General features: G+C 62.6%; 20 protein-coding genes and 1 other RNA gene. 9 read left to right on the top strand and 12 right to left on the bottom strand.

What is annotated here, in order from left to right:
- Nucleotides 1-194 precede the first annotated feature (194 nt).
- Both MRBLPB4O_RS19920 and dnaX read right to left on the bottom strand, forming a co-directional pair.
- Nucleotides 195-530, bottom strand: a complete 336-nt coding sequence (locus MRBLPB4O_RS19920; RefSeq protein ID WP_041167979.1) for a YbaB/EbfC family nucleoid-associated protein — start codon at nucleotides 528-530, stop codon at nucleotides 195-197.
- A 63-nt stretch (nucleotides 531-593) separates the two neighbouring features.
- Nucleotides 594-2,660, bottom strand: coding sequence for a DNA polymerase III subunit gamma/tau (gene dnaX / locus MRBLPB4O_RS19925; protein WP_341796379.1), 2,067 nt, complete (start codon nucleotides 2,658-2,660; stop codon nucleotides 594-596).
- Between the two features lie 124 nt (nucleotides 2,661-2,784).
- Here dnaX and MRBLPB4O_RS19930 point away from each other — a divergent pair, with 124 nt between their 5' ends.
- A complete protein-coding gene (locus MRBLPB4O_RS19930; protein ID WP_341796380.1) occupies nucleotides 2,785-3,552 on the top strand; it encodes an ABC transporter substrate-binding protein in 768 nt (255 codons plus the stop codon).
- Nucleotides 3,553-3,650: 98 nt separating this feature from the next.
- Here the strand turns inward: MRBLPB4O_RS19930 and MRBLPB4O_RS19935 are convergent, their stop codons facing one another.
- Nucleotides 3,651-3,926, bottom strand: coding sequence for a hypothetical protein (locus tag MRBLPB4O_RS19935; RefSeq protein WP_341796381.1), 276 nt, complete (start codon nucleotides 3,924-3,926; stop codon nucleotides 3,651-3,653).
- A gap of 461 nt (nucleotides 3,927-4,387) precedes the next feature.
- Between MRBLPB4O_RS19935 and MRBLPB4O_RS19940 the strand changes: the two genes are divergently transcribed.
- Nucleotides 4,388-4,582 (top strand): hypothetical protein, encoded by a 195-nt coding sequence (locus MRBLPB4O_RS19940; RefSeq protein WP_341798914.1) that lies wholly within the window; start codon nucleotides 4,388-4,390, stop codon nucleotides 4,580-4,582.
- Between the two features lie 31 nt (nucleotides 4,583-4,613).
- Nucleotides 4,614-4,793, top strand: a complete 180-nt coding sequence (locus MRBLPB4O_RS19945) for a hypothetical protein (protein WP_010955016.1) — start codon at nucleotides 4,614-4,616, stop codon at nucleotides 4,791-4,793.
- A gap of 15 nt (nucleotides 4,794-4,808) precedes the next feature.
- On the opposite strand, the gene MRBLPB4O_RS19950 is transcribed toward MRBLPB4O_RS19945, so the two are convergent.
- The gene (locus MRBLPB4O_RS19950) at nucleotides 4,809-5,297 is read right to left on the bottom strand and encodes a DUF2938 domain-containing protein (protein ID WP_341798915.1); all 489 of its coding nucleotides are present in this window, start codon (nucleotides 5,295-5,297) and stop codon (nucleotides 4,809-4,811) included.
- 83 nt (nucleotides 5,298-5,380) lie between these two features.
- On the opposite strand from MRBLPB4O_RS19950, the gene MRBLPB4O_RS19955 reads away from it, so the two are divergent.
- Complete coding sequence (locus MRBLPB4O_RS19955) at nucleotides 5,381-5,800, top strand: helix-turn-helix domain-containing protein (protein ID WP_341796382.1); 420 nt, start codon at nucleotides 5,381-5,383, stop codon at nucleotides 5,798-5,800.
- A 28-nt stretch (nucleotides 5,801-5,828) separates the two neighbouring features.
- Here MRBLPB4O_RS19955 and ffs read toward each other — a convergent pair.
- The 5 genes from ffs to MRBLPB4O_RS19980 all read right to left on the bottom strand — a co-directional run bounded on the left by ffs (nucleotide 5,829) and on the right by MRBLPB4O_RS19980 (nucleotide 14,029).
- An RNA gene (gene ffs, locus MRBLPB4O_RS19960) (signal recognition particle sRNA small type) lies at nucleotides 5,829-5,925 on the bottom strand.
- A 293-nt stretch (nucleotides 5,926-6,218) separates the two neighbouring features.
- Entirely contained in the window at nucleotides 6,219-8,549 is a 2,331-nt protein-coding gene (gene ligA / locus MRBLPB4O_RS19965) for an NAD-dependent DNA ligase LigA (protein WP_341796383.1), read from the bottom strand.
- A gap of 232 nt (nucleotides 8,550-8,781) precedes the next feature.
- Nucleotides 8,782-9,672: a cell division protein ZipA gene (gene zipA / locus MRBLPB4O_RS19970; protein ID WP_049272885.1), complete on the bottom strand. Its 891-nt coding sequence runs from the start codon at nucleotides 9,670-9,672 to the stop codon at nucleotides 8,782-8,784.
- Nucleotides 9,673-9,877: 205 nt separating this feature from the next.
- A complete protein-coding gene (gene smc, locus MRBLPB4O_RS19975; protein WP_341796384.1) occupies nucleotides 9,878-13,366 on the bottom strand; it encodes a chromosome segregation protein SMC in 3,489 nt (1,162 codons plus the stop codon).
- 3 nt (nucleotides 13,367-13,369) lie between these two features.
- Nucleotides 13,370-14,029, bottom strand: coding sequence for a GntR family transcriptional regulator (locus MRBLPB4O_RS19980; protein ID WP_016498621.1), 660 nt, complete (start codon nucleotides 14,027-14,029; stop codon nucleotides 13,370-13,372).
- Between the two features lie 268 nt (nucleotides 14,030-14,297).
- Here MRBLPB4O_RS19980 and xdhA point away from each other — a divergent pair, with 268 nt between their 5' ends.
- The 4 genes from xdhA to guaD all read left to right on the top strand — a co-directional run bounded on the left by xdhA (nucleotide 14,298) and on the right by guaD (nucleotide 20,469).
- Nucleotides 14,298-15,752 carry a xanthine dehydrogenase small subunit gene (gene xdhA, locus MRBLPB4O_RS19985; protein ID WP_341796385.1) on the top strand — a complete coding sequence of 485 codons (1,455 nt, stop codon included), beginning with the start codon at nucleotides 14,298-14,300 and terminating at the stop codon, nucleotides 15,750-15,752.
- Nucleotides 15,745-18,144, top strand: a complete 2,400-nt coding sequence (gene xdhB / locus MRBLPB4O_RS19990) for a xanthine dehydrogenase molybdopterin binding subunit (RefSeq protein WP_341796386.1) — start codon at nucleotides 15,745-15,747, stop codon at nucleotides 18,142-18,144. The genes xdhA and xdhB overlap by 8 nt, the downstream gene beginning before the upstream one ends.
- 164 nt (nucleotides 18,145-18,308) lie before the next feature.
- Nucleotides 18,309-19,154 carry a xanthine dehydrogenase accessory protein XdhC gene (gene xdhC, locus MRBLPB4O_RS19995; RefSeq protein WP_341796387.1) on the top strand — a complete coding sequence of 282 codons (846 nt, stop codon included), beginning with the start codon at nucleotides 18,309-18,311 and terminating at the stop codon, nucleotides 19,152-19,154.
- A 10-nt stretch (nucleotides 19,155-19,164) separates the two neighbouring features.
- Complete coding sequence (guaD, locus tag MRBLPB4O_RS20000; RefSeq protein ID WP_174370607.1) at nucleotides 19,165-20,469, top strand: guanine deaminase; 1,305 nt, start codon at nucleotides 19,165-19,167, stop codon at nucleotides 20,467-20,469.
- On the opposite strand, the gene aqpZ is transcribed toward guaD, so the two are convergent.
- Together aqpZ and MRBLPB4O_RS20010 are read right to left on the bottom strand one after the other, a co-directional pair.
- Nucleotides 20,466-21,164, bottom strand: a complete 699-nt coding sequence (aqpZ, locus tag MRBLPB4O_RS20005) for an aquaporin Z (protein ID WP_059395748.1) — start codon at nucleotides 21,162-21,164, stop codon at nucleotides 20,466-20,468. The genes guaD and aqpZ overlap by 4 nt on opposite strands.
- A 235-nt stretch (nucleotides 21,165-21,399) precedes the next feature.
- On the bottom strand, nucleotides 21,400-22,155 hold the full coding sequence (locus tag MRBLPB4O_RS20010; protein WP_012273431.1) for a GntR family transcriptional regulator: 756 nt from the start codon (nucleotides 22,153-22,155) through the stop codon (nucleotides 21,400-21,402).
- Nucleotides 22,156-22,468: 313 nt separating this feature from the next.
- Between MRBLPB4O_RS20010 and MRBLPB4O_RS20015 the strand changes: the two genes are divergently transcribed.
- Nucleotides 22,469-23,788, top strand: a complete 1,320-nt coding sequence (locus MRBLPB4O_RS20015; protein ID WP_341798916.1) for an NCS2 family permease — start codon at nucleotides 22,469-22,471, stop codon at nucleotides 23,786-23,788.
- Between the two features lie 191 nt (nucleotides 23,789-23,979).
- Here MRBLPB4O_RS20015 and uraH read toward each other — a convergent pair whose 3' ends face one another.
- On the bottom strand, nucleotides 23,980-24,333 hold the full coding sequence (gene uraH, locus MRBLPB4O_RS20020) for a hydroxyisourate hydrolase (protein WP_003254328.1): 354 nt from the start codon (nucleotides 24,331-24,333) through the stop codon (nucleotides 23,980-23,982).
- Between the last annotated feature and the right edge of the window lie 144 nt (nucleotides 24,334-24,477).

A 24,477-nucleotide genomic window follows, 5' to 3' on the forward strand; every position in this document is an offset into this window, starting at 1 on the left:
AGTCTACGCGGCCTGCAGTTATGTGAGAGCAACTGCCTTGCACAAAACTGGAAAGCTCCCACAGTTATCGTGCAAAATTTCAAAGTTTGAGCAAAACCGTTGCTCCCACATGAAAGCAGACCGCGCCTGGGTTGAAATCTGGGCAAAAAAAACCGCCGCTGATATCAGCGGCGGTTTCCGGTATCGCAATGCCCTTAGAACGGCATCTTGAAGCCCGGTGGCAGTTGCATGCCGGCGGTCATGCCGCCCATCTTGTCCTGGCTGCTCTGCTCGATCTTGCGCACGGCATCGTTCAGCGCGGCGGCAATCAAGTCTTCCAGCACTTCCTTGTCGTCCTCGTCAGTCGACATCAGGCTTTGGTCGATGCTGACGCGCTTGACGTCGTGACGACCGGTCATCACCACGCTCACCAGGCCGCCACCAGACTGGCCGGTGACTTCGGCGTTGGCCAGCTCTTCCTGCATTTTCTGCATTTTTTCCTGCATCTGCTGGGCCTGCTTCATCAGGCCGGCCATGCCACCTTTCATCATGGGGTATACCTCGATTGGGTCATGTGATGCGGCCTGGCGCAGGGCCAACCGCATGGTTATCCGTTACTGGCCCTGTTTGGCCAGGGCCTCTACAGGCTCAATAGTATCCTGCCGCACCTTGGCACCGAACAACTTGATCATCTGCTGGATCAACGGATCCTGCTCGATCGAGGTTACGGCGTCCTGCTGGCGCTCTGCGCGCTTGCGCGACGCTGCCTGGGCCGGGGTTTCCTGCTCGGGCAGGATCAGCTCGATCCGCAGGTTCAGCGTGCGCCCCAGGTGCTGGTTGAGCGCTTCGTTCAGGCGCCGCTGCTGGGTCGTGTTGAACAGCGCGCCCTGGCCAGGGTCCAGGTGCAGCAGCCAATCGTCGCCATCGGCGGCAATCAGCGTACAGTTTGCCGCGATGTTGCCTGTCATCCCGGACACAGGCAACTGTGGGAATAATTCCAGCCATTGCAGGGCCAGCCCGGTGGCCGGCTTGGCCGCCGGCAGCGGTTCGGCCGCAGGCTTGGACACGTCCTCCTGAACATGTTCGGCCAACTCGTCCAGGTAGCTGAAACCGACCGGGTCGCTTTCACCACCGTAATAGTCTTCGTCCAGCGGCGGCTCATCGTCGCGATCCATGCCTACGGCTGCGTAGGCGGAGGGGTCGAAAGGCGGCTCGTCGTGGGTCGGGGTGGCCTGTGGTGCCGGCGCGGGGGCTACAGGCTCGGGCGCTGGTACGGGCACAGGCGCAGGTTCAGCGGCTACCGGTGCGGGTGCAACTGCCGGCTCTTCCCACGGCAGGTCGACCACCTCCGCAACTGGCTCGGGTACGGAAATGGCCTCGATCTCGGCCTGCAGCTCAACGTCTGGCTCGGCCTCCGGCTCATGGTCGGCTGTCGCAGGTGCAGGCACTTCCAGCTGTGGGGCGGCCGCTACAGGCTCTGCCGCGACAGACGATGAGGGCTCAGCCGACGCCGAGGCTGCCACCGGCGCTGCAGGATCAGCTGTGGCTAGGCTGATCCCCACTGGCTTTAGCACCGGTTTCGGCGCATCGTCGGTATCGGCCGGGCGGAACGCCAGCATGCGCAGCAGGACCATCTCGAAGCCACCACGCGGGTCTGGTGCCAACGGCAGGTCTCGGCGACCGATCAGGCCCATCTGGTAATAGAACTGCACGTCTTCGGCCGGCAAGGCCGAAGCCAGCGCCAGCACCCGCTCACGGTCGCCCTGGCCGTTGTCCACCGCTTCAGGCAGCGCCTGGGCAATGGCCACACGGTGCAGCACGTTAAGCATTTCGGCCAGCACCCCAGCCCAGTCCGGGCCCTGCTCGGCCAGGTTGCGCACGGCCTCCAGCAATGCCCGGGCATCGCCTTCGAGCAACGCCTGCAACACGCCATAGACCTGGCCATGATCAAGGCTACCAAGCATGGCCCGCACATCCGCGGCCAGCACCTTGCCTTCGCCAAAGGCGATAGCCTGGTCGGTAAGGCTCATGGCGTCACGCATCGAGCCATCGGCCGCACGGCCCAGCAGCCACAGGGCATCCGGCTCGAACGGCACGTTTTCGGCAGCCAGTACGTGGCTGAGGTGTTCAACCACCCGCTCCGGGCTCATGTTCTTCAGCGAGAACTGCAGGCAACGCGACAGGATGGTGGCCGGCAGCTTCTGCGGGTCGGTGGTGGCGAGGATGAACTTGACGTAGGGCGGCGGCTCTTCCAGCGTCTTGAGCAAGGCGTTGAACGAGTGGGTCGAGAGCATGTGCACTTCGTCGATCAGGTAGACCTTGAAGCGCCCACGGCTCGGGGCGTACTGCACGTTGTCCAGCAGTTCGCGGGTGTCCTCGACCTTGGTGCGGCTGGCGGCGTCGATCTCGATCAGGTCAACGAAGCGGCCTTCGTCGATTTCACGGCACACCGAACAGGTGCCACATGGCGTGGAGGTGATGCCGGTCTCACAGTTCAGGCACTTGGCGATAATACGGGCGATGGTGGTCTTGCCCACGCCCCGGGTACCGGTGAACAGGTAGGCATGGTGCAGGCGCTGATTGTCCAAGGCATTGATCAAGGCCTTCAGCACATGGGCCTGGCCGACCATTTCGCGGAACGAGCGCGGACGCCATTTACGTGCAAGAACCTGATAACTCATCAAAAAACCATCGTAGCCTGATAGAGCGGAAGATCGCTAATGCTAGCGGAGCGGGGGCAAAATTGCACCCTGCGCGCGTCGTCTACGCTTTGAGACAGGCGCGTTGTTCAGGGAGGATACGCCTTTGCCAATTCTGCTGGCGCTTCTGATGCTCTGGTCCGCTTACAGCCTGGCGGAACAGCCGGTGCTGCGTTTCTCGGTGGCAGAGAGCTGGAGCATGCCACTGGTGCGCCTCGAAGGCGACCAGCCAGTGGAGGGGTTGCTTTACGACCTGACACAGGCCGTTGCCAAGGAAGTGGGCGCTCGTCCCAAGTATCACGTCATGGCCCGCCTGCGCCTGGAGGAGGCCATGAGCAGCGGCGACATCGATGTGCGTTGCTACGTCAGCACCCGATGGCTCAATGACCGCCCGGGGAATTTTGTGTGGAGTATCCCGCTGATTCACCAGCGCGACGTGCTGATTGGCCGCGCCAGTGACAGCACCCCGATGCCGCCAGAGCAGCTGCCACCCCAGGCTATCGGCACGGTGCTGGGCTACACCTATTCAACCCTGCAACCGCTGCTGGACAAGGGCCAGCTGCACCGTGAGGACAGCCGCAGCCAGTTGCTGGTGCTGCAAAAGCTTCAGGCCGGGCGGTATCGGCATGCGGTGAGCAACCAGCTGTCTTTGCAGTGGTTCAACCAAGGCTTGCCAGCCGAGCAGCAATTGCAGGCGCTGGCGGTGCTGGAAGAACAGGATTTGGGGTGCATGGTGCGCAACGACCCGGCGATACCGACACAAGCGCTGTTGCGGGCGCTGGTAAAAATGAAGCAGTCGGGGGAGATCGAGCGGATTGTGCAGCGGTATGGGGGAGCGGGCGACCCGGACAACATGTCTGTGGCCCGGCCCTGATCCGGCCCATCTGATGGAAGGCAAAACCCTCGCGAAGCTTGCGCTCCCACAGGGTTACTCGGTATCCCTGCTATCTCTAACTTACTTCAAGGCCAAAATCACTGGGTTCTACGCTCAAACGCCAATGCCACCGCATCCGCCTGCCCCCAGGCAATCTGCATGGCCCGCAACCCATGCTCCAGCAATTGCCTGGTTTCTTCGTCCTGAATGCGCTCAAGCGCCCGACGGCTATCGCTGTAGGCGAACATCAGGTAGTGGGAAACATTCATCAGCGCGAACTCCATCGGCACGATGCCTTCGCTGATGGCGCGGGAAAGGGATTTACCTTGGGGAAGATCGAAGACGTGGGGTGGATCGGGGACCAGCTTTTTCATGACAGCTCCGTGTTGGCTGTGTTGTCCCCTTCTGCTTCCACGCATTAGGGTGGCAACTGTACGCGGGGTGGAAGACCAGGCACACGGTAGACCCGGCAGGTACGAATACCTCCCGCGCACAGCCGCCATAAATGACAACTGTCCCGTGTGCCGCCCAGGCTTCCACACCCGATCGCTGACCTGACAGCGACCGCGAAAGCCTAGTGGGCGAGGTTGACCGGGACAATCAGACGGGAGTCGACGGAGATCGTAGGATAATTCGCTATACCTACCTGACGTGTAGGAGCTTTCTTCGATTGATATCAGATCCGTCTAAAATTACTCCGACGTGACGTGCCTGACGAACTTGATCGCAATTGGACTACAACACTCAATGGAAAACGGCGGTTTCGCGGCCGAACCAAACCACACACAATCAAGCCCGCCCCTGGCACCTTCGCCGCAACAGAATAGACAGCCCGATGCATCAGGATGATCGTGAACATCTCGAACTTGAGAAGTTACAAAATGAAGGCCGCAAGTTAAGGGCCGAGGCACAGAAATTTGTAGCAGAAGCGCGTAAGCTCCGGCTGGAGGCGTTCTGGTACCCAATCGCAACGGGTTCAGCAGTTGTTACAACCATAGTTGGCGTAATGGCAGTGGCCAGCAAGCTCTGAGCTTCGATTAATCCAGCACAAGGAGTAACACATGCACCGCGCCGCCCAGGATCACACCAGAACAGCACTGAATGAAGCAGAAGCGTTCGCCGAAGAAATGCGCAACCTTCGAGCGTCTTCGCCATGGACGGGTGTGCTCCTTTTTTACATCGGCGCAATCTCTACAGGGGTACTGCTCTTAGCAGGCATGCTGATTTTGCGCTCGCTCTGACCCAACTCCCTGCCGTCACACGAAAGCAAGTAAACCCGCACTCAAGAACAACCCCACACCAAACACAAAATGCGTGGCCAGGCTCTTCAGGCAGTTACGCGCAGGTGTCGGCGTTCTGGACGCAAAGAACCCCGCCCCCATCGCCGGCTGCATGAAGCACAGCGGTGCCACGACTGTACCCACACCCACAGCTACTGCTGGCAAAAGAGTAGGTGACCGCAACCAGCTCTCCCCTGCGATCAAAACCAGCAGCAACGCGAAAAGCACGCCAGTGGCGTAATGAATCACCCATCCCCACGCCAACTCATTTCGCACCGGTTCCGCTTTGGCAATCGCTTGGTGCGACACACGCCCGCCTAGCAAATGTCCTGCCCAACGCCCGACCATGGCAAAGTTCAGCGTTGCCACACCCAACCGCCTCAGCAGCAGCCCCCACAGGTCCATCACCACAGTGGCACCGATGCCAATCGGCAAAGCAGCTAGAAACATCGCAGTTAACGTCATTGAACAAGCCCTCGAAGGTTGACGGTCAATACCCATGCCGCGCAGCATAGAAGTTGAAGTCAACTTCAAGTCAAGGACCGGAAATGGACATTGCCGACGTCGCCAAACGCACAGGCGTACCCGCATCGACACTGCGTTACTACGAGAAGAAAGGCTTGCTCAAGTCGCTGGCCGGGCGCGGCCAGCGGCGGCAGTTTGCGGCTGATGTGGCAGACCGGCTGGCACTGATCGCCTTGGGGCAGGCTGCGGGGTTTTCGCTGGATGAAGTGGGGGCGATGCTGGTGGACCTGCAGGTCGACCGGCAGATGCTGATCGCCAAGGCGGACGAACTGGATGCGCGAATCAGGCGGATGCAAGCGATGAGCAAGGGATTGCGGCATGCGGCGCAGTGTCCTGAACAAGATCATCTGGCATGCCCGAAATTCCAGCGGCTGATGAAGCTCTCGGCGGCCGGAGCATTGGGCGAGAAGCAGGCAAGAACGAAGGCGTTCGTTGCAGATTGAGGTTTTCCGACCCCAGAAATGGAGGCGGCCCCACCAGCCACACCCCGGCACTCGATGTTCCCGCTATGGCTGCTCCCTTCCGGGCCTGACCAGGTTAACGGGTAATCAATGCGGGGGGACCGACGGGGCCACCACTACATGCCTCGCTGAGCAGCGAGTGCCGCCATTGTACCGGTCTTGAGGGCAGATACAACCTCTGAGGCAGAAAAAGTCATCATTTCTCAATGACTTGTCAGGCGCATGGTCGCTGAACTGGCGCGCAAACCTGTGGGAGCGGGCGCGCCCGCGAAGAAGGCAGCGCCGTGGATGGCACCGGCTTTGCCGGTGATCGCCGGCAAGCCAGCTCCTACAGGGACCGTACAAGCTTCTGGTTCTTGGTATCGGGCCAGAATGTTGGGGCCGGGGATAGCGCAGGGCTTCAGATAGTAATGCCCTGTTCGGCCAGGAATGTGACGAAGGCATCTTCGTCCAGCACCTTCACGCCCAGCTCAGCGGCCTTGGCAAGCTTGGACCCTGCCCCCGGCCCTGCCACCACGCAGTGGGTCTTGCCAGACACCGAACCGGCCACCTTGGCGCCTAGGCTTTCCAGCTTGTCCTTGGCGATGTCGCGGCTCATGCGTTCCAGGGTGCCGGTCAGCACCCAGGTCTGGCCAGCCAGCGGCAAGCCTTCGGCCACCTTCTTCTCGCTGCTCCAATGCATGCCGAACGCCAGCAACTGGGCTTCGATATCCCGCGCCAGCTTTTGATTCGCTTCATCCTTGAAGAACTCACGCACTGCGTCAGCCTGCTTGGCCGCCAGGGCCTGGCGCAGGTCGATGCCGTCGGCGGCGATGATCTTGTCCAGGCTGTCGAGCTTGGCCACCAGCTTCTCGGCACCGGTCGGGCCGACCGAGGCGATGTCGAGCTTGGCGATCATCCCGGCCAAGGTGGTGCTGGCAGCGAATTCGGCAGCCAGTTCGCCTTCGTCCTGTAATTGCATGCCGCTGGCCAGAAGCTGCTCAATGACCTTCTGGTTATGCTCGTCTTCGAAGAAGTTGTGAATCTCGTAGGCCACTTCCAGGCCGATGTCCGGCAGGTAGGTAAGCACCTGCGGCAGCGCCTGCTGCACGCGCGCCAGGCTACCCAGCGAGCGGGCCAGTACCTTGGCGGTCTCTTCGCCTACGTCCGGAATGCCCAGGGCGTAGATGAAGCGCGCCAGGCTCGGGCGCTTGCTGGCTTCGATGGCATCGAGCAACTTCTTGCTGGACACCTCGGCAAAGCCTTCAAGCCCGACAACCTGCTCGAATTCCAGTTTGTACAGGTCTGCCGGCGAGCCGATCAGGCCTTCATCCACCAACTGCTCGACGCTTTTCTCACCCAGGCCGTCAATGTCCATGGCACGGCGCGACACGTAGTGAATGATCGCCTGCTTGAGCTGGGCACCACAGGCCAGGCGACCGACACAGCGGTACACCGCACCTTCGCTGGTAGTTGCCTTGCCTTTGCTGCGCTTGACCAGCTGGGTGCGTTCGACCTGCGAGCCACACACCGGGCACTCGCTCGGCACTTGTACCGGGCGGGCATCTTCCGGGCGGCGCTCCAGCACGACTTGCATCACCTGCGGGATCACGTCACCGGCACGGCGGATGATCACCGTGTCACCAATGCGCAGGCCCAGGCGGGCGATTTCGTCCATGTTGTGCAACGTGGCGTTGGACACGGTCACACCGGCCACCTTGACCGGCTTCAGGCGCGCCACAGGCGTTACGGCACCTGTGCGGCCAACCTGGAACTCGACGTCCAGCACCTCGGTCAGCTCTTCCATGGCCGGGAACTTGTGGGCAATCGCCCAGCGTGGCTCACGGGCACGGAAACCCAGCTCGCGCTGGGCCGCCAGGCTGTTGACCTTGAACACCACGCCGTCGATTTCGTAAGGCAGGCTGTTGCGCCGCTCGCCAATGTCGCGGTAGTAGGCCAGGCATTCATCGATGCCGGCAGCGTGCCTGAGCTCGCGACTGATCGGCAGGCCCCAGGCCTTGAGCTGCTCGAGGGTGCCGATGTGGCTGTCGCCGATGCTTTCGGACACCTGGCCAACGCCATAGCAGCAGAACTCCAGGGGGCGGCTGGCGGTAATCTTCGAGTCCAGCTGACGCAGGCTGCCGGCGGCCGCGTTGCGCGGGTTGGCGAAGGTCTTGCCGCCGGCTTCGGCCTGGGCCGCATTGAGCCGGTCGAAACCAGCCTTGCTCATGTACACCTCACCGCGTACCTCCAGCACCGCCGGCCAGCCCTGGCCCTGCAGTTTGAGCGGGATGTTGCGCACGGTGCGCACGTTGGCGCTGATATCCTCGCCGGTGGTGCCGTCACCACGGGTGGCGCCCTGCACCAGCTGGCCGTCGCGGTACAGCAGGCTCACCGCCAGGCCGTCGAGCTTGGGCTCGCAGCTGTAGTCGACCGCACCGGGCTGGTCGAGGCCTTCTACCACGCGGCGACCGAACTCACGCAGGTCGGTTTCTTCGAAGGCGTTGCCCAGGCTGAGCATGGGCACTTCGTGGCGCACCTGGCTGAAGGCGGACAAAGCCTGGCCGCCGACGCGCTGGGTTGGCGAATCGGGGGTTACCAGGTGGGGGTTTTCAGCCTCAAGCGCCTTCAGTTCGTTGAACAGGCGGTCGTACTCGGCATCGGGCACGCTGGGTTCGTCGAGCACGTAGTAGCGGTAGTTGTGCTGGTCGAGTTCGGCACGCAGTTCGTGGATACGGGTTTCGGCGGTCATTTTCAGGGTCTCTTGCAAAGCAAAAAGAGCAGCCTGGGGTGGTGTCTGGGGCCTGGATTGGTAATTGCCTGACCCGGCCCTATCGCCGGCAAGCCAGCTCCCACAGGTACACCACGAGCCTGGAAGGCAGTGATACACCTGTGAGAGCTGGCTTGCCGGCGACAGGGCCGGGTCGGGCAGTAACTCCCGAACCGACCAGCACGCCCTCAGGCTGCTCTTTCGTCTGGATCTGTCAGCGCTTCTGGGTCAGCGCACGGCGCTCGAACTCGACGATGCGCTGGCGGTAGTGCTCGATGGTCTGGGCCGTCAGCACGCTGCGCTGGTCGTCCTTGAGCTCGCCGTTGAGTTCGTGGGCCAGTTTGCGCGCCGCGGCGACCATCACGTCGAAGGCCTGCTTCGGATGACGCGGGCCCGGCAGGCCAAGGAAGAAGCTCACCGCACGGGTGCTGAAGTGGTCGATATCGTCCAGGTCGAACACGCCAGGTTTCACCGCGTTGGCCATGGAGAACAGCACTTCGCCGTGGCCGGCCATGCTCTCGTGGCGGTGGAAGATGTCCATTTCGCCGAAGCGCAGGCCGCTTTCCAGAATGTTCTGCAGCAGTGCCGGGCCTTTGAAGCCGCCTTCGTCACGGGAGATCACGCTGATCACCAGCACTTCCTCGGCCGGTGGCAGCTCCTTGAGGCTGGTGGCAGGCGCCGGGCTGCTGCTGCGGGTGTTGTCGGCGGCAAAGTCGTCATCGCTGTCGGCAAACAGGTCCGGCTCGCGCGTGTCGGCACTCAGGTTCAGGTCACCCTGCTGCACATCCGCCGCTGCGGTGGCGCGCTTGTTGCGCTTGCTGGCCTTGGCCGGCTTGGGCTCGCGTTCGCGATCACGCGAAGAAGCGCTGAGCGACGGCAGGTCGCTTTCGTCCAGCTCAGGCTCCTTGTGGGTGTCCAGCACACGCGACGGGCCGAGCACTTCGGCGCTGCCACCCTCTTCGTCCGGCTGGTTGGAATAACTGCGATCCAGACGGAATTTCAACTTGCCTTTTCCGCCGCGCATGCGGCGCCAGCCGTCGAAAAGAATCCCGGCAATGACAATGATGCCGATGACGATCAGCCACTCGCGCAGACCGATTTCCATGTAATCCCGTGCCTCTATAAAAATATGCTTGAAAACAAAGGGTTCAAAGCCCTTTAACACGTGGCGCCAACTCTATGTTCTGACAGGCGTTTTACCCACGCAAAAAACGAGTGACATTAAGCTAGCACGACCAAAGACAACTTTACACCGTCTGTCGCACATGACGGGGGCATTTCGTTCCAGAATGTGCCCCCATCGTCGCACATCAAGCGTCGACCATGGCCATGGCCGCCTCCACATCAACTGCAACAAGACGTGAACAACCTGGTTCATGCATGGTCACCCCCATCAATTGGTCCGCCATCTCCATGGCAATCTTGTTATGCGTGATGTAGATGAACTGCACGCTTTCACTCATTTCCTTGACCAGGCGCGCATAGCGCCCGACGTTGGCATCGTCCAGCGGTGCGTCGACCTCGTCGAGCATGCAGAACGGTGCGGGGTTCAACTTGAAGATGGCAAACACCAGCGCCAAAGCGGTCAGTGCCTTCTCGCCACCGGACAGCAGATGGATGGTGCTGTTCTTCTTGCCCGGTGGTCGCGCCATGATCGTCACCCCTGTATCGAGTAGATCTTCGCCCGTCAGTTCCAGATAAGCGCTGCCACCACCGAAAACTTTTGGGAAAAGTGCCTGTAATCCGGCATTTATCTGATCAAAGGTATCCTTGAAGCGGTTGCGCGTTTCCTTGTCGATCTTGCGGATGACGTTTTCCAGGGTCTCCAGGGCTTCGACCAGGTCGGCGTCCTGCGCGTCCAGGTAGCGCTTGCGCTCGGACTGCTGTTCATATTCCTCGATGGCGGCCAGGTTGATCGCGCCCAGGCGCTGGATGCGTGCTTCAAGCTGCTCCAGTTCCTGTTCGGTGCCCTGCTCGCTGGCCTCGGCCTCCAGGGTGGCGAGCACGCCTTGCAGGTCGTAGCCATCGGCCAGCAACTGCTCCTGCAGGGTCTTGCGTCGTACATCCAGGCCCTGGCACTCCAGGCGCAGTGTTTCCAGCTGGCCGCGCAGCAGTTGGGCTTGCTGCTCGGCCTGGGTGCGGCGTTTTTCGGCATCACGCAGTTCGCGGTCGGCTTCGTCCATGTGCAGGCGGGCCTTGCGCATTTCCTCGTCAACGCTCATGCGCCGCTCCAGCAGCTCTTCGAGCTTCAGGCGCAGTTCTTCCTGGGGGGCCTCGCCCTCTTCCAGGTTCAGGCTCAGTTGCTCCTGGCGCTCGGTAAGGCGCGCAGCCTGCTGCTCCAGGCGCTCCAGAGCCTGACGGGTGGAGTCGTGCTGGGCACGCAACGAGCCTAGGCGCACGGCCAACTGGTGGGCGTGGTCCTTGTGCTGGCGAGCCTCCTGGCGCACCCGGTCGAGGCCTTCGCGCAGGGTGTCGCGGCGGGCCATCAACTGCTCACGCTGCTCAGTATCCTGGGCCATCAGCTCCAGGGCTTCCTGCAGCAGCAAGCGCGCTTCACCTAGCTGCTCATGCTCCAGGGCGCGCTGCTCTTCGAGCTCGGCCAGTTCTTCAAGCAGCCGTCGACGGCGCAACTCGACCTGCTCGGCGCGGGCACGGCTGGCCGACAGGCTGGCGTTCAGTTCGCCATGCAGACGGTTTTCTTCCTGGGTGCGGCGGCGCAGCTGTTCGCGCTGCTCTTCCTGGTCCAGCTGCTGCTCGCGCAGGGCCTGCAGTTGTTGCTCCAACTGCTCCAGTGCCGCTTCCTGCTCATGTTGCTCCAGGCCCAGGCGCTCAATCTCCTGGCCGCGCGCCAGCACGCCGCCTTCAGCTTCACCCCCACGGCGCACCCGCAGGAAGTGCCGGCCTACCCAGTAGCCATCGCGGCTGACCAGGCTCTGCCCTTCGCCAAGCGACGCGCGCTGCGCCAGCGCCTGGGCCAGGTCTTCCACAGGTTTGACCTGGCCCAGCCAGGGCGCCAGGTCGATACGGCCCTCGACCTTTTCCAGCAGGCTGCCGGGCAACGACGCACACTTGCCGCTGGCCTGCAGCAAGCGCAGTTCACCTTGCTCAAGGCCTGTGAAATCGAGCGTATCGAAATCATCCACCAGCACGGCCTGCAGATCGGCGCCAAGCACCGTTTCTACTGCCAACTCCCAACCCGGCTCTACCCGCAAGCCTTCAGCCAGGCGTGGCTGTTGTTCCAGGCCTTGGCCTAGCAGCCAGTCTGCAGCACCTGCGCCCGGTTCCAGGGCGGCCTGCTGCAAGGCTTCAAGCGAGGCCAGTCGACCACCCAGGCGCTGCAGGTCGCCCTGCGCCTGCTGCTGGGCCTGGGTGGTCTGTTGCAGTTGCTCGCGCGCGCCTTCCAGGCGCTCCACTACCTGCTCTTCGGACAGCTGCAGTTCTTCCAGCAGCATTTCACTGCTGGCCAGTTGCTCGGCCAATTCGAGCATGGCCGCGTCCTGCGGGTCGCTACCCAGCTGCTCGCGCTCCTCGCCCAGCTTGCGCTGGCGCTCGGCCAAACGCTCCAGGCTGGCTTCCAGCTGTTGCAGGCGCGCCTGCTGTACTTCGGCCTGGCGGCGTGGCTCGGCGGAGCGGCTGTTGAAGCTGTCCCACTGCTCCTGCCAGCCGTGCATGCCCGACTCGGCTTCTTCAAGGGCCGCAGCGGCCTCTTCAGCGGCAGCCAGGGTCATTTCCTGCTCAGGTTCGAGCATGGCCAGCTCTTCGCCCAGGGTGGCCAGCAAGGTGCGGTCGTGGCCCAGGTGCGATTCGGTCTCCAGGCGTGTGCGCTCGGCTTCCTTGAAGTCGTCCTGCAACTGGCGCAGGCGCTGCTGGCCGTGCTGGATACTCTGTTCGACCCGGGCAATGTCACCGGCTACCGAGTAGAAGCGGCCCTGCACCTGGTTGAAGCGTTCGGACAATTCATGGTGGCCATCGCGCAGGCGCTCGATGCTGGCATCGGCGTTGCGCTGCTCGGCCACCAACGCCTCATGAGAGACATCCTGGTCGCCAATCACCGACTCGCGCTGGCGCACCTGCTCGTCCAGGCCGCGCCAGCGCAAGGCCGACAGGCGTGCCTTCGACTGGCGCTCCTGGGCCTTGTACTCGCGGTACTTCTCCGCCGCCTGGGCCTGGCGGTGCAGGCGCTCCAGCTGGCGTTCCAGCTCTTCGCGCAGGTCGGTCAGGCGTGCCAGGTTTTCCTGGGTGCGGCGGATGCGGTTCTCGGTTTCGCGGCGGCGCTCCTTGTACTTGGAGATGCCAGCGGCTTCCTCGATAAAGTTGCGCAGCTCCTCGGGCTTGGCCTCGATCAGCTTGGAGATCATCCCCTGCTCGATGATCGAATAGCTGCGCGGCCCCAGGCCGGTACCGAGGAAAATATCAGTGATGTCGCGTCGACGGCACTTGGTGCCGTTGAGGTAATAGCTGTTCTGCCCGTCGCGCGTGACCTTGCGGCGGATCGAAATTTCGGCGTAAGCGGCGTACTCGCCTACCAGGGTGGTTTCGCTGTTGTCGAACACCAGCTCGATGCTGGCCTGGCTGACCGGCTTGCGGCCGCTGGAGCCGTTGAAGATGACATCGGTCATCGACTCGCCGCGCAGGTTTTTTGCCGAGCTCTCGCCCATCACCCAGCGCACCGCGTCGATGATGTTGGACTTGCCGCAGCCATTGGGGCCGACCACGGCCGCCATGTTGCTGGGGAAATTGACCGTGGTCGGGTCGACGAACGACTTGAAGCCGGCCAGGCGAATGCACTTCAGGCGCATCGGTCAGCCTCGGGCCAGCGCCGCCAGCACCAGTTCGCAGCTGCGCTGGCCATAGGCGGTAAGCACCTCGCGAATGCGCGGCAGGTCGCGTGCGACAACGGCGTCGAGCAGGCGGGCGAACAGGTCGAGGTAGTCGATCATGTTGGCCTGGCGCTGGTCCAGCGACAGGTAGTAGGCACGGCTCATGGCCGGCTGCAGGTTTTCCACGGTTTCCTGCAGGAACGGGTTGTCGGCGAACGGATAGGCTGCGCGCATCACCGCGAAGCTATCGGCGACAAACGTCTTGATGTCGAGCTGGTCATGGGCACGCTGCAGGCGCTGCTGAATATCCAGAAACGGGCGCAGGTCGGCGTCGGTGCGCCATTTTTGCGCAACCGCATTGCCCAGCAGGATGTAGAACTCGCCCATCAAGGAACAGAGGCTGCGCACGCTGCGCTCGTCCAGCACGGTCACGTGGGCACCCCGACGCGGCAAGATCGCCACCAAGTGCCGGCGCTCGAGGATCAACAACGCTTCGCGCACCGAGCCACGGCTGACATTCAGGGCCAGGGTCACCTTCTGCTCCTGGATACGCTCGCCTGGCGCCAGCTCGCCGCGGATGATGCGTTCGGCCAGGTAATCGGCAATCTGCTCGGAGAGGCTGTCCGGGGCCTTGAACGTCATGGTTTTCCTTCAAAATCATTGAACTGGGCACAAGGGGCGGATTGTAGCGTATTTGGGCGGTAATCGCGCAGAGGGGCCTGGCGGTTTATTTGACCAGCCAGACAGCCGTGCGCCCGGCGCGATCTATGCTTGTTGTATGGGCAATGTATTCGGCCGGGCGGTGGCATGAGCAATTTCTTGACCTTTGAGTCAGAAAAATATTGACCTGCTGGACAGGTGTTGCTTAGAGTCCGCCCAACAACAATAAAACCATTGCGAGGCCATCCCCGTGATCCAGTTTCTCGTCAACCAGGAGCTGCGTAGTGAGCACGCCCTGGACCCGAACATGACGGTGCTGCAGTACCTGCGCGAGCACTTGGGCAAACCCGGCACCAAGGAGGGCTGCGCCAGTGGTGACTGCGGCGCCTGCACCGTGGTCGTCGGCGAATTGACCCAGGACGAACAAGGCAACGACAGCCTGCGCTACCGCAGCCTCAACTCGTGCCTCACCTTTGTCTCGTCGCTGCACGGCAAGCAACTGATCAGCGTCGAAGGCCTCAAGCATCAGGGCCAACTGCACAGCGTGCAACAGGCCATGGCCGATTGCCATGGCTCGCAATGCGGCTTCTGCACCCCAGGCTTTGTCATGTCGCTGTTCGCCCTGCAAAAGAACAGCAGCGGCCCTGACCTGCACCAGGCCCAGGAAGCCCTGGCCGGCAACCTGTGCCGCTGCACCGGTTATCGCCCGATCCTCGACGCCGCCGAGCAGAGCTGCCGCCAGCCCTGCCGCGACCAGTTCGATGCCCAGCAGGCGCACACCATCAGCCGCCTCAAGGCCATTACGCCGACCCAGACGGGCGAGCTGAACAGCGGCGACAAGCGTTGCCTGGTGCCGCTGACCGTGGCCGACCTGGCCGACCTGTACAGCTCACACCCCGAAGCCCGCCTGCTGGCCGGCGGTACCGACCTGGCCCTGGAAGTGACCCAGTTCCACAAGACCTTGCCGGTGATGATTTATGTCGGCCACGTGGCCGAGCTCAAGCGCATCGAAAAAACCCCCAGCCACCTGGAAATCGGCGCGGCCACCCCGCTTACCGACTGCTACGGCGCACTCCACGAGGAGTACCCGGACTTCGGCGACCTGCTGCACCGCTTCGCCTCGCTGCAGATTCGCAACCAGGGCACCCTGGGCGGCAATATCGGCAACGCCTCGCCCATCGGCGACTCGCCTCCCTTGCTGATTGCCCTGGACGCGCAGATCGTCCTGCGCCAAGGCGAGCGCCAGCGCACCATGGCACTGGAAGACTACTTCATCGACTACCGCATCACTGCCCGCCAGGACAGCGAGTTCATCGAGAAGATCATCGTGCCTCGCGCCACCAGCGACTGGGCGTTCCGCGCCTACAAAGTGTCCAAGCGCCTGGACGACGACATTTCTGCCGTATGCGCGGCCTTCAACCTGAGTATCGAAAACGGCGCGGTCAGTGGTGTGCGCATCGCCTTCGGCGGCATGGCGGCCATCCCTAAACGGGCCCGCGCCTGCGAAGCCGCATTGCGCGGCAAGCCGTGGAACCAGGCCGCCATCGAGCGTGCCTGCCAGGCCCTTGCCGAGGACTTCACACCGCTCAGCGACTTCCGCGCCAGCAAGGAATACCGCCTGCTGACCGCGCAGAACCTGCTGCGCAAGTACTTCATCGAACAGCAAACGCCGCACATCGAAACCCGGGTGACCGCTTATGTCTAACCATCACGTAGCCAAGAGCCAGGCCGAGATGGCCGAGCTGTTCAGCCAGGACCTGACCACCGGGGTGGGCCGCAGCGTCAAGCACGACAGCGCCGACAAGCATGTATCCGGCGAGGCGCTGTACATCGACGACCGCCTGGAATTCCCCAACCAGCTGCACGTCTATGCGCGCACCGCCGACCGCGCCCATGCGCGCATCCTGCGCATCGACACCACGCCGTGCTATGCCTTCGAGGGTGTGCGCATCGCCATCACCCACGAAGACATCCCCGGCCTGAAAGACATCGGCCCAGTGGTGGCCGGCGACCCGCTGCTGGCCATCGACAAGGTCGAGTTCTTCGGCCAGCCGGTGCTTGCCGTTGCCGCCCGCGACCTTGAAACCGCACGCCGCGCGGCCATGGCCGCGATCGTCGAATACGAAGACCTGGAGCCGGTGCTGGATGTGGTCGAGGCGCTGCGCAAGAAGCACTTCGTGCTTGACAGCCACACCCACCAGCGCGGCGATTCCGCTACCGCCCTGGCCAGCGCCCCACACCGCATTCAGGGCACGCTGCACATTGGCGGCCAAGAACACTTCTACCTGGAAACGCAGATTTCCTCGGTAATGCCCACCGAAGACGGCGGCATGATCGTCTACTGCTCCACGCAAAACCCCACCGAAGTGCAGAAACTGGTCGCCGAAGTGCTCGACGTGCCGATGAACAAGGTGGTGCTGGACATGCGCCGCATGGGAGGCGGCTTTGGCGGCAAGGAAACCCAGGCCGCCAGCCCGGCGTGCCTGTGCGCGGTAATTGCGCGCCTGACCGGCCAGCCCACCAAGATGCGCCTGCCGCGGGTCGAAGACATGACCATGACCGGCAAGCGCCACCCGTTCTACGTCGAGTACGACGTGGGCTTTGACGACACCGGCCGGCTGCACGGCATCAATTTCGACCTGGCCGGCAACTGCGGCTACTCGCCCGACCTGTCCGGTTCCATCGTTGACCGCGCCATGTTCCACTCCGACAACGCCTACTACCTGGGCGATGCCACCGTGCACGGCCACCGCTGCAAGACCAACACCGCCTCCAACACCGCCTACCGCGGCTTTGGCGGCCCGCAGGGCATGGTCGCCATCGAGCAGGTGATGGACCATATCGCCCGCCACCTGGGCCGCGACCCGCTGGCCGTGCGCAAGGCCAACTACTACGGCAAGACCGAACGCAACGTTACCCACTACTACCAGACCGTCGAGCACAACATGCTCGAAGAGATGACCGCCGACCTGGAAGCCAGCAGCGACTACGCCGAGCGCCGCGAGTCGATCCGCCGCTTCAACGCCAACAGCCCGGTGCTGAAGAAGGGCCTGGCGTTGACGCCTGTCAAGTTCGGCATTTCGTTCACCGCCACCTTCCTCAACCAGGCCGGTGCGCTGATCCACATCTACACCGATGGCAGCATTCACCTGAACCACGGCGGCACTGAGATGGGCCAGGGCCTGAACACCAAGGTGGCCCAGGTAGTGGCGCAGATCTTCCAGGTGGACTTCAGCCGCATACAGATCACCGCCACCAACACCGACAAGGTACCCAACACCTCGCCGACCGCAGCCTCCAGTGGCGCCGACCTGAATGGCAAGGCAGCGCAGAACGCTGCCGAAATCCTCAAGCGGCGCCTGACCGAGTTTGCCGCACGGCACTATCAGGTGACCGAGGAAGACGTCGAGTTCCGCAACGGCCATGTGCGCATGCGCGACCAGATCGTCAGCTTCGAGCAACTGGTGCAGCAGGCCTACTTCGCGCAGGTGTCGCTGTCCAGCACCGGGTTCTATCGCACGCCGAAAATCTTCTACGACCGCAGCCAGGCACGCGGCCGGCCGTTCTACTACTACGCCTTCGGCGCTGCCTGCGTGGAGGTGATCGTGGATACCCTGACCGGCGAATACAAGATGCTGCGCGCCGACATCCTGCACGACGTGGGTGACTCGCTTAACCCGGCCATCGACATTGGCCAGGTGGAGGGCGGCTTCATCCAGGGCATGGGCTGGCTGACCACCGAAGAACTGGTGTGGAACGCCAAGGGCAAACTGATGACCAACGGCCCGGCCAGCTACAAGATCCCGGCCGTCGCCGACATGCCGCTGGACCTGCGGGTGAAGCTGGTGGAAAACCGCAAGAACCCGGAAGACACCGTGTTCCATTCCAAGGCCGTGGGCGAGCCGCCGTTCATGCTCGGCATTGCGGCCTGGTGTGCGATCAAGGATGCCGTGGCCAGCCTGGCCGACTACCGCGTGCAGCCGAACATTGACGCGCCGGCGACACCGGAGCGGGTGCTGTGGGGTTGTGAGCAGATGCGCAAGGCGGTGGCTGCAGCGCAACCTGAAGCCCCAGAGTTGGAAACTGTGACTCAGTAACGCCGCGGTCCTTGTAGGAGCGGCCTTGTGCCGCGAAAGGGGCGCGCAGAGGCCCCAGGATCGGCACAGGAATGAAGATTTTGGGGGCTGCCATGCAGCCCTTTCGCGGCACAAGGCCGCTCCTACACAAAGCCGACCGCGTTGCACTGAAGAGGATTTGCATCATGCACCAATGGATCAACGCCCTCGCCGACCACCAGTCCCGTGGCGAAGCCTGCGTGCTGGTGACCATCATCGAGGAGCGCGGCTCGACCCCGCGCAACGCTGGCTCGAAGATGGTGGTCAGCGCCGGTGGCCTGTTCGACACCATCGGCGGCGGCCACCTGGAATACAAGGCCCTGCACATCGCCCGGCAAATGCTTGAAGAGCAGCGCACCACCCCGCACCTGGAGCGCTTCAGCCTCGGCGCCAGCCTTGGCCAGTGCTGTGGCGGCGTCACCGTGCTGCTGTTCGAGCCAATGGCCGCCGTGCAGGCGCAGATCGCCGTGTTCGGCGCGGGCCATGTCGGCCGGGCTCTGGTACCCTTGCTCGCCGCGCTGCCCTGCCGGGTGCGCTGGATCGATTCGCGTGAACAGGAATTCCCCGAGCTCATCCCCAACGGGGTGACCAAGGTCGTCAGTGAGGAACCGGTCGACGAAGTCGCGGGCCTGCCGCCAGGCTGCTACTGCATCGTCATGACCCACAACCACCAGCTCGACCTGGAGCTGACCGCTGCCATTCTCAAGCGCAACGATTTCACCTGGTTCGGCCTGATCGGCTCGAAGACCAAACGGGTCAAGTTCGAGCACCGCTTGCGCGAGCGCGGCTATGACGAGGCCGTAATGGCCCGCATGCGCTGCCCCATGGGCCTGGCCGAGGTCAAGGGCAAGCTGCCCATCGAGATCGCCGTGTCCATCGCCGGCGAGATCATCGCCACCTACAACGCCTGCTTCGGCCAGCACGACGCTGCGGCCAATGCCGGCCCCATTGCCCAGTTGCTGCCGCCCTCCCGGCGCAGCCAAGCTATTTGACGAGTGTGTTATGACCGTTACCCGTAAAGCCTACCGTGCCGCCATCCTGCACAGCATCGCCGACCCGGCCGAGGTGGGCCTGGAGGCTTCCCATGAGTACTTCGAAGACGGCCTGCTGGTGGTCGACGATGGCCGCATCAGCGCCATTGGCCACGCCAGCGAACTGCTGCCGACCCTGGACGCAGGCATCCCGGTGGAGCACTACCAGGACGCGCTGATCACCCCGGGTTTTATCGACACCCACATCCATTTCCCGCAAACCGGCATGATCGGCTCTTACGGCGAGCAACTGCTGGACTGGCTGAACACCTACACCTTCCCCTGCGAAAAGCAGTTCGCCGACAAAGCGCACGCCGACCAGGTGGCGAAAATCTTCCTCAAGGAACTGCTGCGCAACGGCACCACCACCGCGCTGGTATTCGGTAGCGTGCACCCGGAATCGGTCAACGCCCTGTTCGAAGAGGCCGAGCGCCTGGACCTGCGCCTGATCGCCGGCAAGGTGATGATGGACCGCAACGCCCCGGACTACCTGACCGACACTGCCGAATCCGGCTATGCCGAGAGCAAGGCGCTGATCGAGCGCTGGCATGGCAAGGGCCGCCTGCATTACGCAGTTACCCCGCGCTTCGCCCCGACCAGCACACCCGAACAGCTGACCCTGGCCGGCCAGTTACTCAAGGAACACCCGGGCGTGTACATGCACACGCACCTGTCGGAAAACCTCAAGGAAATCGACTGGGTCAAGTCGCTGTTCCCTGAGCAGAAGGGTTACCTGGACGTGTACGACCACTTCGAGCTGTTGGGCGAGCGCTCAGTGTTTGCCCACGGCGTGCACCTGTGCGACGACGAATGCCAGCGCCTGGCCGAAACCGGCTCGGCCGTGGCCTTCTGCCCCACCTCCAACCTGTTCCTCGGCAGCGGCCTGTTCAACCTGCCCCAGGCTGAGCGCTTCAAGGTCAACGTAGGCCTGGGTACCGACGTCGGCGCCGGCACCAGCTTCTCGCTGCTCAACACCCTGAACGAAGCGTACAAGGTGATGCAGCTGCAAGGCGCGCGCCTGCACCCGTACAAGTCGCTGTACCTGGCCACCCTCGGCGGCGCCCGCGCGCTACGCCTGGACGAGCGCATCGGCAGCCTGCGCCCGGGCAACGATGCCGACTTCGTGGTGCTGGACTACAAGGCCACGCCGCTGCTGGACTACCGTATTCAGCAGTCCAACAGCATCGAAGAGACCCTGTTCGTGCTCACCACCCTGGGCGATGACCGCACTGTGCGCGAAACCTACGCTGCCGGGCGTTGCGTGCACCAGCGCTAAGGCTCTTTTGCAAGGCCCCGGTACAGCGCGCCGCCGATTGCAGCGCCGATCAGCGGCGCCACCCAGAACAGCCACAGTTGCTGCAGGGCCCAGCCCCCGACGAACAAGGCCGGCCCCGTGCTACGCGCGGGGTTGACCGAGGTGTTGGTGATCGGGATCGATATCAGGTGGATCAGGGTCAGGGCCAGGCCGATGGCTATCGGCGCAAAACCTGCCGGCGCCCGGGAATCGGTCGCCCCCATGATCACCACCAGGAACATCGCCGTCATCACCACTTCACTGATGAAACCCGCACCCAGCGTATAACCACCGGGCGAGTGGTCGGCATAGCCGTTTGAAGCCAATCCCGACGACAACTCGAAACCGGCCTTGCCGCTGGCGATGAGGTAGATCACACCCGCTGCCAGGATGGCGCCAATCACTTGTGCGATCACGTAGGGCAACAGCTCTTTGGCCGGAAACCGCCCGCCCACCACTAGCCCGAACGACACGGCGGGGTTCAAATGGCAACCCGAGATATGGCCGATGGCGAACGCCATGGTCAGTACGGTGAGGCCGAAGGCGAAAGCGACACCGAGCACACCGATGCCGAGAGGGGAACTGGCTGCGAGTACTGCACTGCCACAGCCGCCAAGGACCAGCCAGAAGGTGCCGATCAGTTCGGCACCCATGCGTTTACCGAGGGACATGCTCATGAATCCATTCCTCAAGAAGTTGAACGCAGCGAATGCGCAAGCCCAACTGCTTGATGAAGGTTTGCTCACAAGAATTTAGCAGACGTTTGGCTTAGGGCCAGAAATGACTGGGGGGCGCTCGCGACCCATTCGCAGCACAAGGCTGCTCCTACAGGGATCGCGTAACGCCTGTAGGAGCAGCCTCGTGCTGCGAATGGGCTGCAAAGCAGCCCCCTTCAATCACCTTGGCAAACGATCAACCCTTGGCAGAAACCTTGGGCTTTTTCAGCAAATGCGAGAACACCGCATGCAGATCGTCCGAGGCGCTCTCCTCGTCCAGGTTCAGCTTGCTGTCGATGTGGTCCATGTGGTGCATCATCAGGCTCACAGCCTGCTCGGCGTCACGCGCCTCGATGGCATCGATCAGCTGCATGTGCTCGTCATACGAGCAATGCGAGCGGTTGCCGCTTTCGTACTGGGCAATGATCAGCGAAGTCTGCGACACCAGGCTGCGCTGGAAGCTCACCAGCGGCGCATTGCCCGCGGCTTCCGCAAGCTTGAGGTGGAACTCGCCGGAAAGACGAATGCCGGCACCGCGATCACCGCGAGAGAAGCTGTCGCGCTCTTCGCGCACCATCTGGCGCAGTTCGTTGAGCTGATCCAGGGTGGCATGCTGCACGGCCAGTTCGGTAATGGCCCGCTCCACCATGCGCCGCGAGAAGAACACCTGGCGCGCCTCTTCTACCGTGGGGCTGGCCACCACTGCACCGCGGTTCGGCCGCAGCAGCACCACGCTTTCGTGGGCCAGGCGCGACAGGGCGCGGCGGATGATGGTGCGGCTGACGCCGAAGATTTCGCCCAGCGCTTCCTCGCTCAACTTGGTGCCCGGCGCCAGGCGCTGCTCGAGGATCGCCTCGAAAATGTGCGCGTAGACGATGTCGTCCTGGGTACCACTGCGGCCGGCCTTGCCGACACGTGCAGGTTTCTTCAGAGGTTGCAGCTGTTCGTTCATGGGCTCTCGAGGCACGAAGAGAAAGTATGGCGCCATTGTACACAGGCTGAGGCGATTCCGCAGGTGGCGTTTTACCTATATAGCCGTTGTACGACGCATTGCGCACACAAAACATAAAACATTATTTGCATTCTTTGTACACAAAAGCATAATCCACCGAGCAACTTCTTGACCCGCGAGTCAATAAAACGGTCAGACGTCTGCCTTCCCTCGCGGAGCCGCCAAGTGCCTTGCGCAGGAAACTGGCTCCATAACAACAAGAAAGACTTGAGGAGTACTCGCTGTGGAAAGCCGCAAATCCGAAGCCCCTACGCTGGATCTCGCCCCACCGCTCGAAACAAGCTGGCTGGAGCGGATTTTCAAACTCAAGCAACATGGCAGCACCGTCAAAACCGAAATGATCGCCGGGGTGACCACCTTCATCACCATGGCCTACATCATCTTCGTCAACCCCAACATCATGGCCGACGCCGGCATCGACCATGGTGCCGCTTTCGTCGCCACCTGCATCGCCGCCGCGCTGGGCTGCCTGCTGATGGGCCTGTACGCCAACTGGCCGGTGGGCCTGGCGCCGGGCATGGGGCTTAACGCCTTCTTCACCTACACCGTGGTCGGCACCATGGGCTACAACTGGGAAACGGCACTGGGGGCGGTGTTCGTCTCGGGCGTGCTGTTCATGTTCCTGACCTTGTCGAAAGTGCGCGAATGGTTGCTCAACAGCATCCCGGTCAGCCTGCGCCATGCCATGGGGGCCGGCGTCGGATTGTTTCTCGGGCTGATCGGCCTGAAAACGGCAGGCATCATCGTCGACAGCCCCGCCACCCTGATCAAGCTGGGCTCGCTGCATGAGCCGGGGCCGCTGCTGGCGGCCGTGTGCTTCCTGCTGATTGCCATCCTCAGCTACAAGCGGGTGTTTGGCGCGATCCTGATCAGCATCATTGGCGTCACCCTGGCGGGTTGGGGCCTGGGCCTGGTCAAGTTTGGCGGGGTGATGTCGATGCCGCCAAGCCTGGCACCGACCTGGATGGCCATGGACGTGGCCGGGGTGTTCAACGTCAGCATGATCAGCGTGGTACTGGCGTTCCTGTTCGTGCACATGTTCGACACCGCTGGCACGCTGATGGGGGTTGCCCAGCGAGCGAACCTGGTAGCGCCGGACGGGCGTATCGAAGGCCTGTCACGCGCATTGAAGGCCGACAGTGCTTCCAGCGTATTCGGTGCTGTGGTCGGCGTGCCTCCAGTGACCAGTTATGTGGAGAGTGCCGCAGGTGTGGCCGCAGGTGGTCGTACCGGCCTCACTGCGGTGGTGGTTGGCCTGCTGTTCATCGCCGCGATGTTCTTCGCCCCACTGGCCGGGATGATTCCGGCCTACGCAACGGCGGGTGCGTTGATCTACGTGGCAATGCTGATGATGGGCAGCATGGCGCACATCCATTGGGACGAAGCCACCGACAGCATTCCGGCGATTGTCACGGTCATCATGATGCCGCTGACCTTCTCCGTTGCCGATGGTATCGCGCTGGGTTTCATCACCTACGTCGCGTTGAAGGCAGGCACCGGCAAGTACAAGGAAATCTCGGCCAGCCTGTGGGTGCTGTGCGCCATCTTCATTGCCAAGTTCGTGTTCCTCTAAGCACCGGTAGCCTGGCTATAGAGTTTTAGTGTCTTCGAGATCGAGCGCCGCGCGAGCGGCGCTCGATTTCATTCCGGCTATATAACCCACGCCGAACACCCCGCATCACCCACCACTTTCCTGCAGACGAAAAAAAGCCCGCCAGTGTGAGAGCGGGCCAAAGGACCTACGAAGATTCTTCTAGCGACCAACTAGCTTCCACGATAGGTCGAATAGCTGTACGGCGAGATCAGCAGCGGCACGTGGTAGTGCTCCTGCGACTCGTCGATGCCAAAGCGCAGCACAACAACATCCAGAAACGCCTGGGCCGGCAACTGCACGCCACGGGCGCGGTAGTAATCGCCAGCGCTGAACTGCAACTGGTAAACACCGGTGCGGTAGTCGTCACCCTGCAGCAGCGGCGCGTCGACGCGGCCATCGCTGTTGGTCAGGGCGGTGTTCACCAGCTCCAGCTGCTGGCCTTCGACGCGGTACAGCTCGACCTTAATCGAGCTGCCCGGACAGCCATGCGCGGCATCCAGTACGTGTGTGGTCAAACGTCCCATTGCGTGTCGCCTCTTGTTCAATCTGTGGGCAAAAAATACTCAGCCATCGCACCAGCATAGCGCCTGCGGCAGGCGGGAATGACGCCATTAAGACATTCCATCGCCGGATTGTACACAATTTTTTAAACCCATCTGTCGCACCCG

Source organism: Pseudomonas sp. LPB4.O (assembly GCF_038383825.1).
Classification (GTDB): domain Bacteria; phylum Pseudomonadota; class Gammaproteobacteria; order Pseudomonadales; family Pseudomonadaceae; genus Aquipseudomonas; species Aquipseudomonas putida.

Excerpts from the sequence above, each read along its gene's own strand:
- xdhC (WP_341796387.1), top strand. The coding sequence starts at position 18,309 with ATGCACCAATGGATCAACGCCCTCGCCGACCACCAGTCCCGTGGCGAA.
- ligA (WP_341796383.1), bottom strand. The coding sequence starts at position 8,549 with ATGACCGCCGAAACCCGTATCCACGAACTGCGTGCCGAACTCGACCAG.
- zipA (WP_049272885.1), bottom strand. The coding sequence starts at position 9,672 with ATGGAAATCGGTCTGCGCGAGTGGCTGATCGTCATCGGCATCATTGTC.
- aqpZ (WP_059395748.1), bottom strand. The coding sequence starts at position 21,164 with ATGAGCATGTCCCTCGGTAAACGCATGGGTGCCGAACTGATCGGCACC.
- MRBLPB4O_RS19980 (WP_016498621.1), bottom strand. The coding sequence starts at position 14,029 with ATGACGTTCAAGGCCCCGGACAGCCTCTCCGAGCAGATTGCCGATTAC.
- MRBLPB4O_RS20010 (WP_012273431.1), bottom strand. The coding sequence starts at position 22,155 with ATGAACGAACAGCTGCAACCTCTGAAGAAACCTGCACGTGTCGGCAAG.
- xdhB (WP_341796386.1), top strand. The coding sequence starts at position 15,745 with ATGTCTAACCATCACGTAGCCAAGAGCCAGGCCGAGATGGCCGAGCTG.
- MRBLPB4O_RS19945 (WP_010955016.1), top strand. The coding sequence starts at position 4,614 with ATGCACCGCGCCGCCCAGGATCACACCAGAACAGCACTGAATGAAGCA.
- uraH (WP_003254328.1), bottom strand. The coding sequence starts at position 24,333 with ATGGGACGTTTGACCACACACGTACTGGATGCCGCGCATGGCTGTCCG.
- MRBLPB4O_RS19920 (WP_041167979.1), bottom strand. The coding sequence starts at position 530 with ATGATGAAAGGTGGCATGGCCGGCCTGATGAAGCAGGCCCAGCAGATG.
- MRBLPB4O_RS19955 (WP_341796382.1), top strand. The coding sequence starts at position 5,381 with ATGGACATTGCCGACGTCGCCAAACGCACAGGCGTACCCGCATCGACA.
- guaD (WP_174370607.1), top strand. The coding sequence starts at position 19,165 with ATGACCGTTACCCGTAAAGCCTACCGTGCCGCCATCCTGCACAGCATC.
- MRBLPB4O_RS19950 (WP_341798915.1), bottom strand. The coding sequence starts at position 5,297 with ATGACGTTAACTGCGATGTTTCTAGCTGCTTTGCCGATTGGCATCGGT.
- MRBLPB4O_RS19935 (WP_341796381.1), bottom strand. The coding sequence starts at position 3,926 with ATGAAAAAGCTGGTCCCCGATCCACCCCACGTCTTCGATCTTCCCCAA.
- dnaX (WP_341796379.1), bottom strand. The coding sequence starts at position 2,660 with ATGAGTTATCAGGTTCTTGCACGTAAATGGCGTCCGCGCTCGTTCCGC.
- MRBLPB4O_RS19940 (WP_341798914.1), top strand. The coding sequence starts at position 4,388 with ATGCATCAGGATGATCGTGAACATCTCGAACTTGAGAAGTTACAAAAT.
- smc (WP_341796384.1), bottom strand. The coding sequence starts at position 13,366 with ATGCGCCTGAAGTGCATTCGCCTGGCCGGCTTCAAGTCGTTCGTCGAC.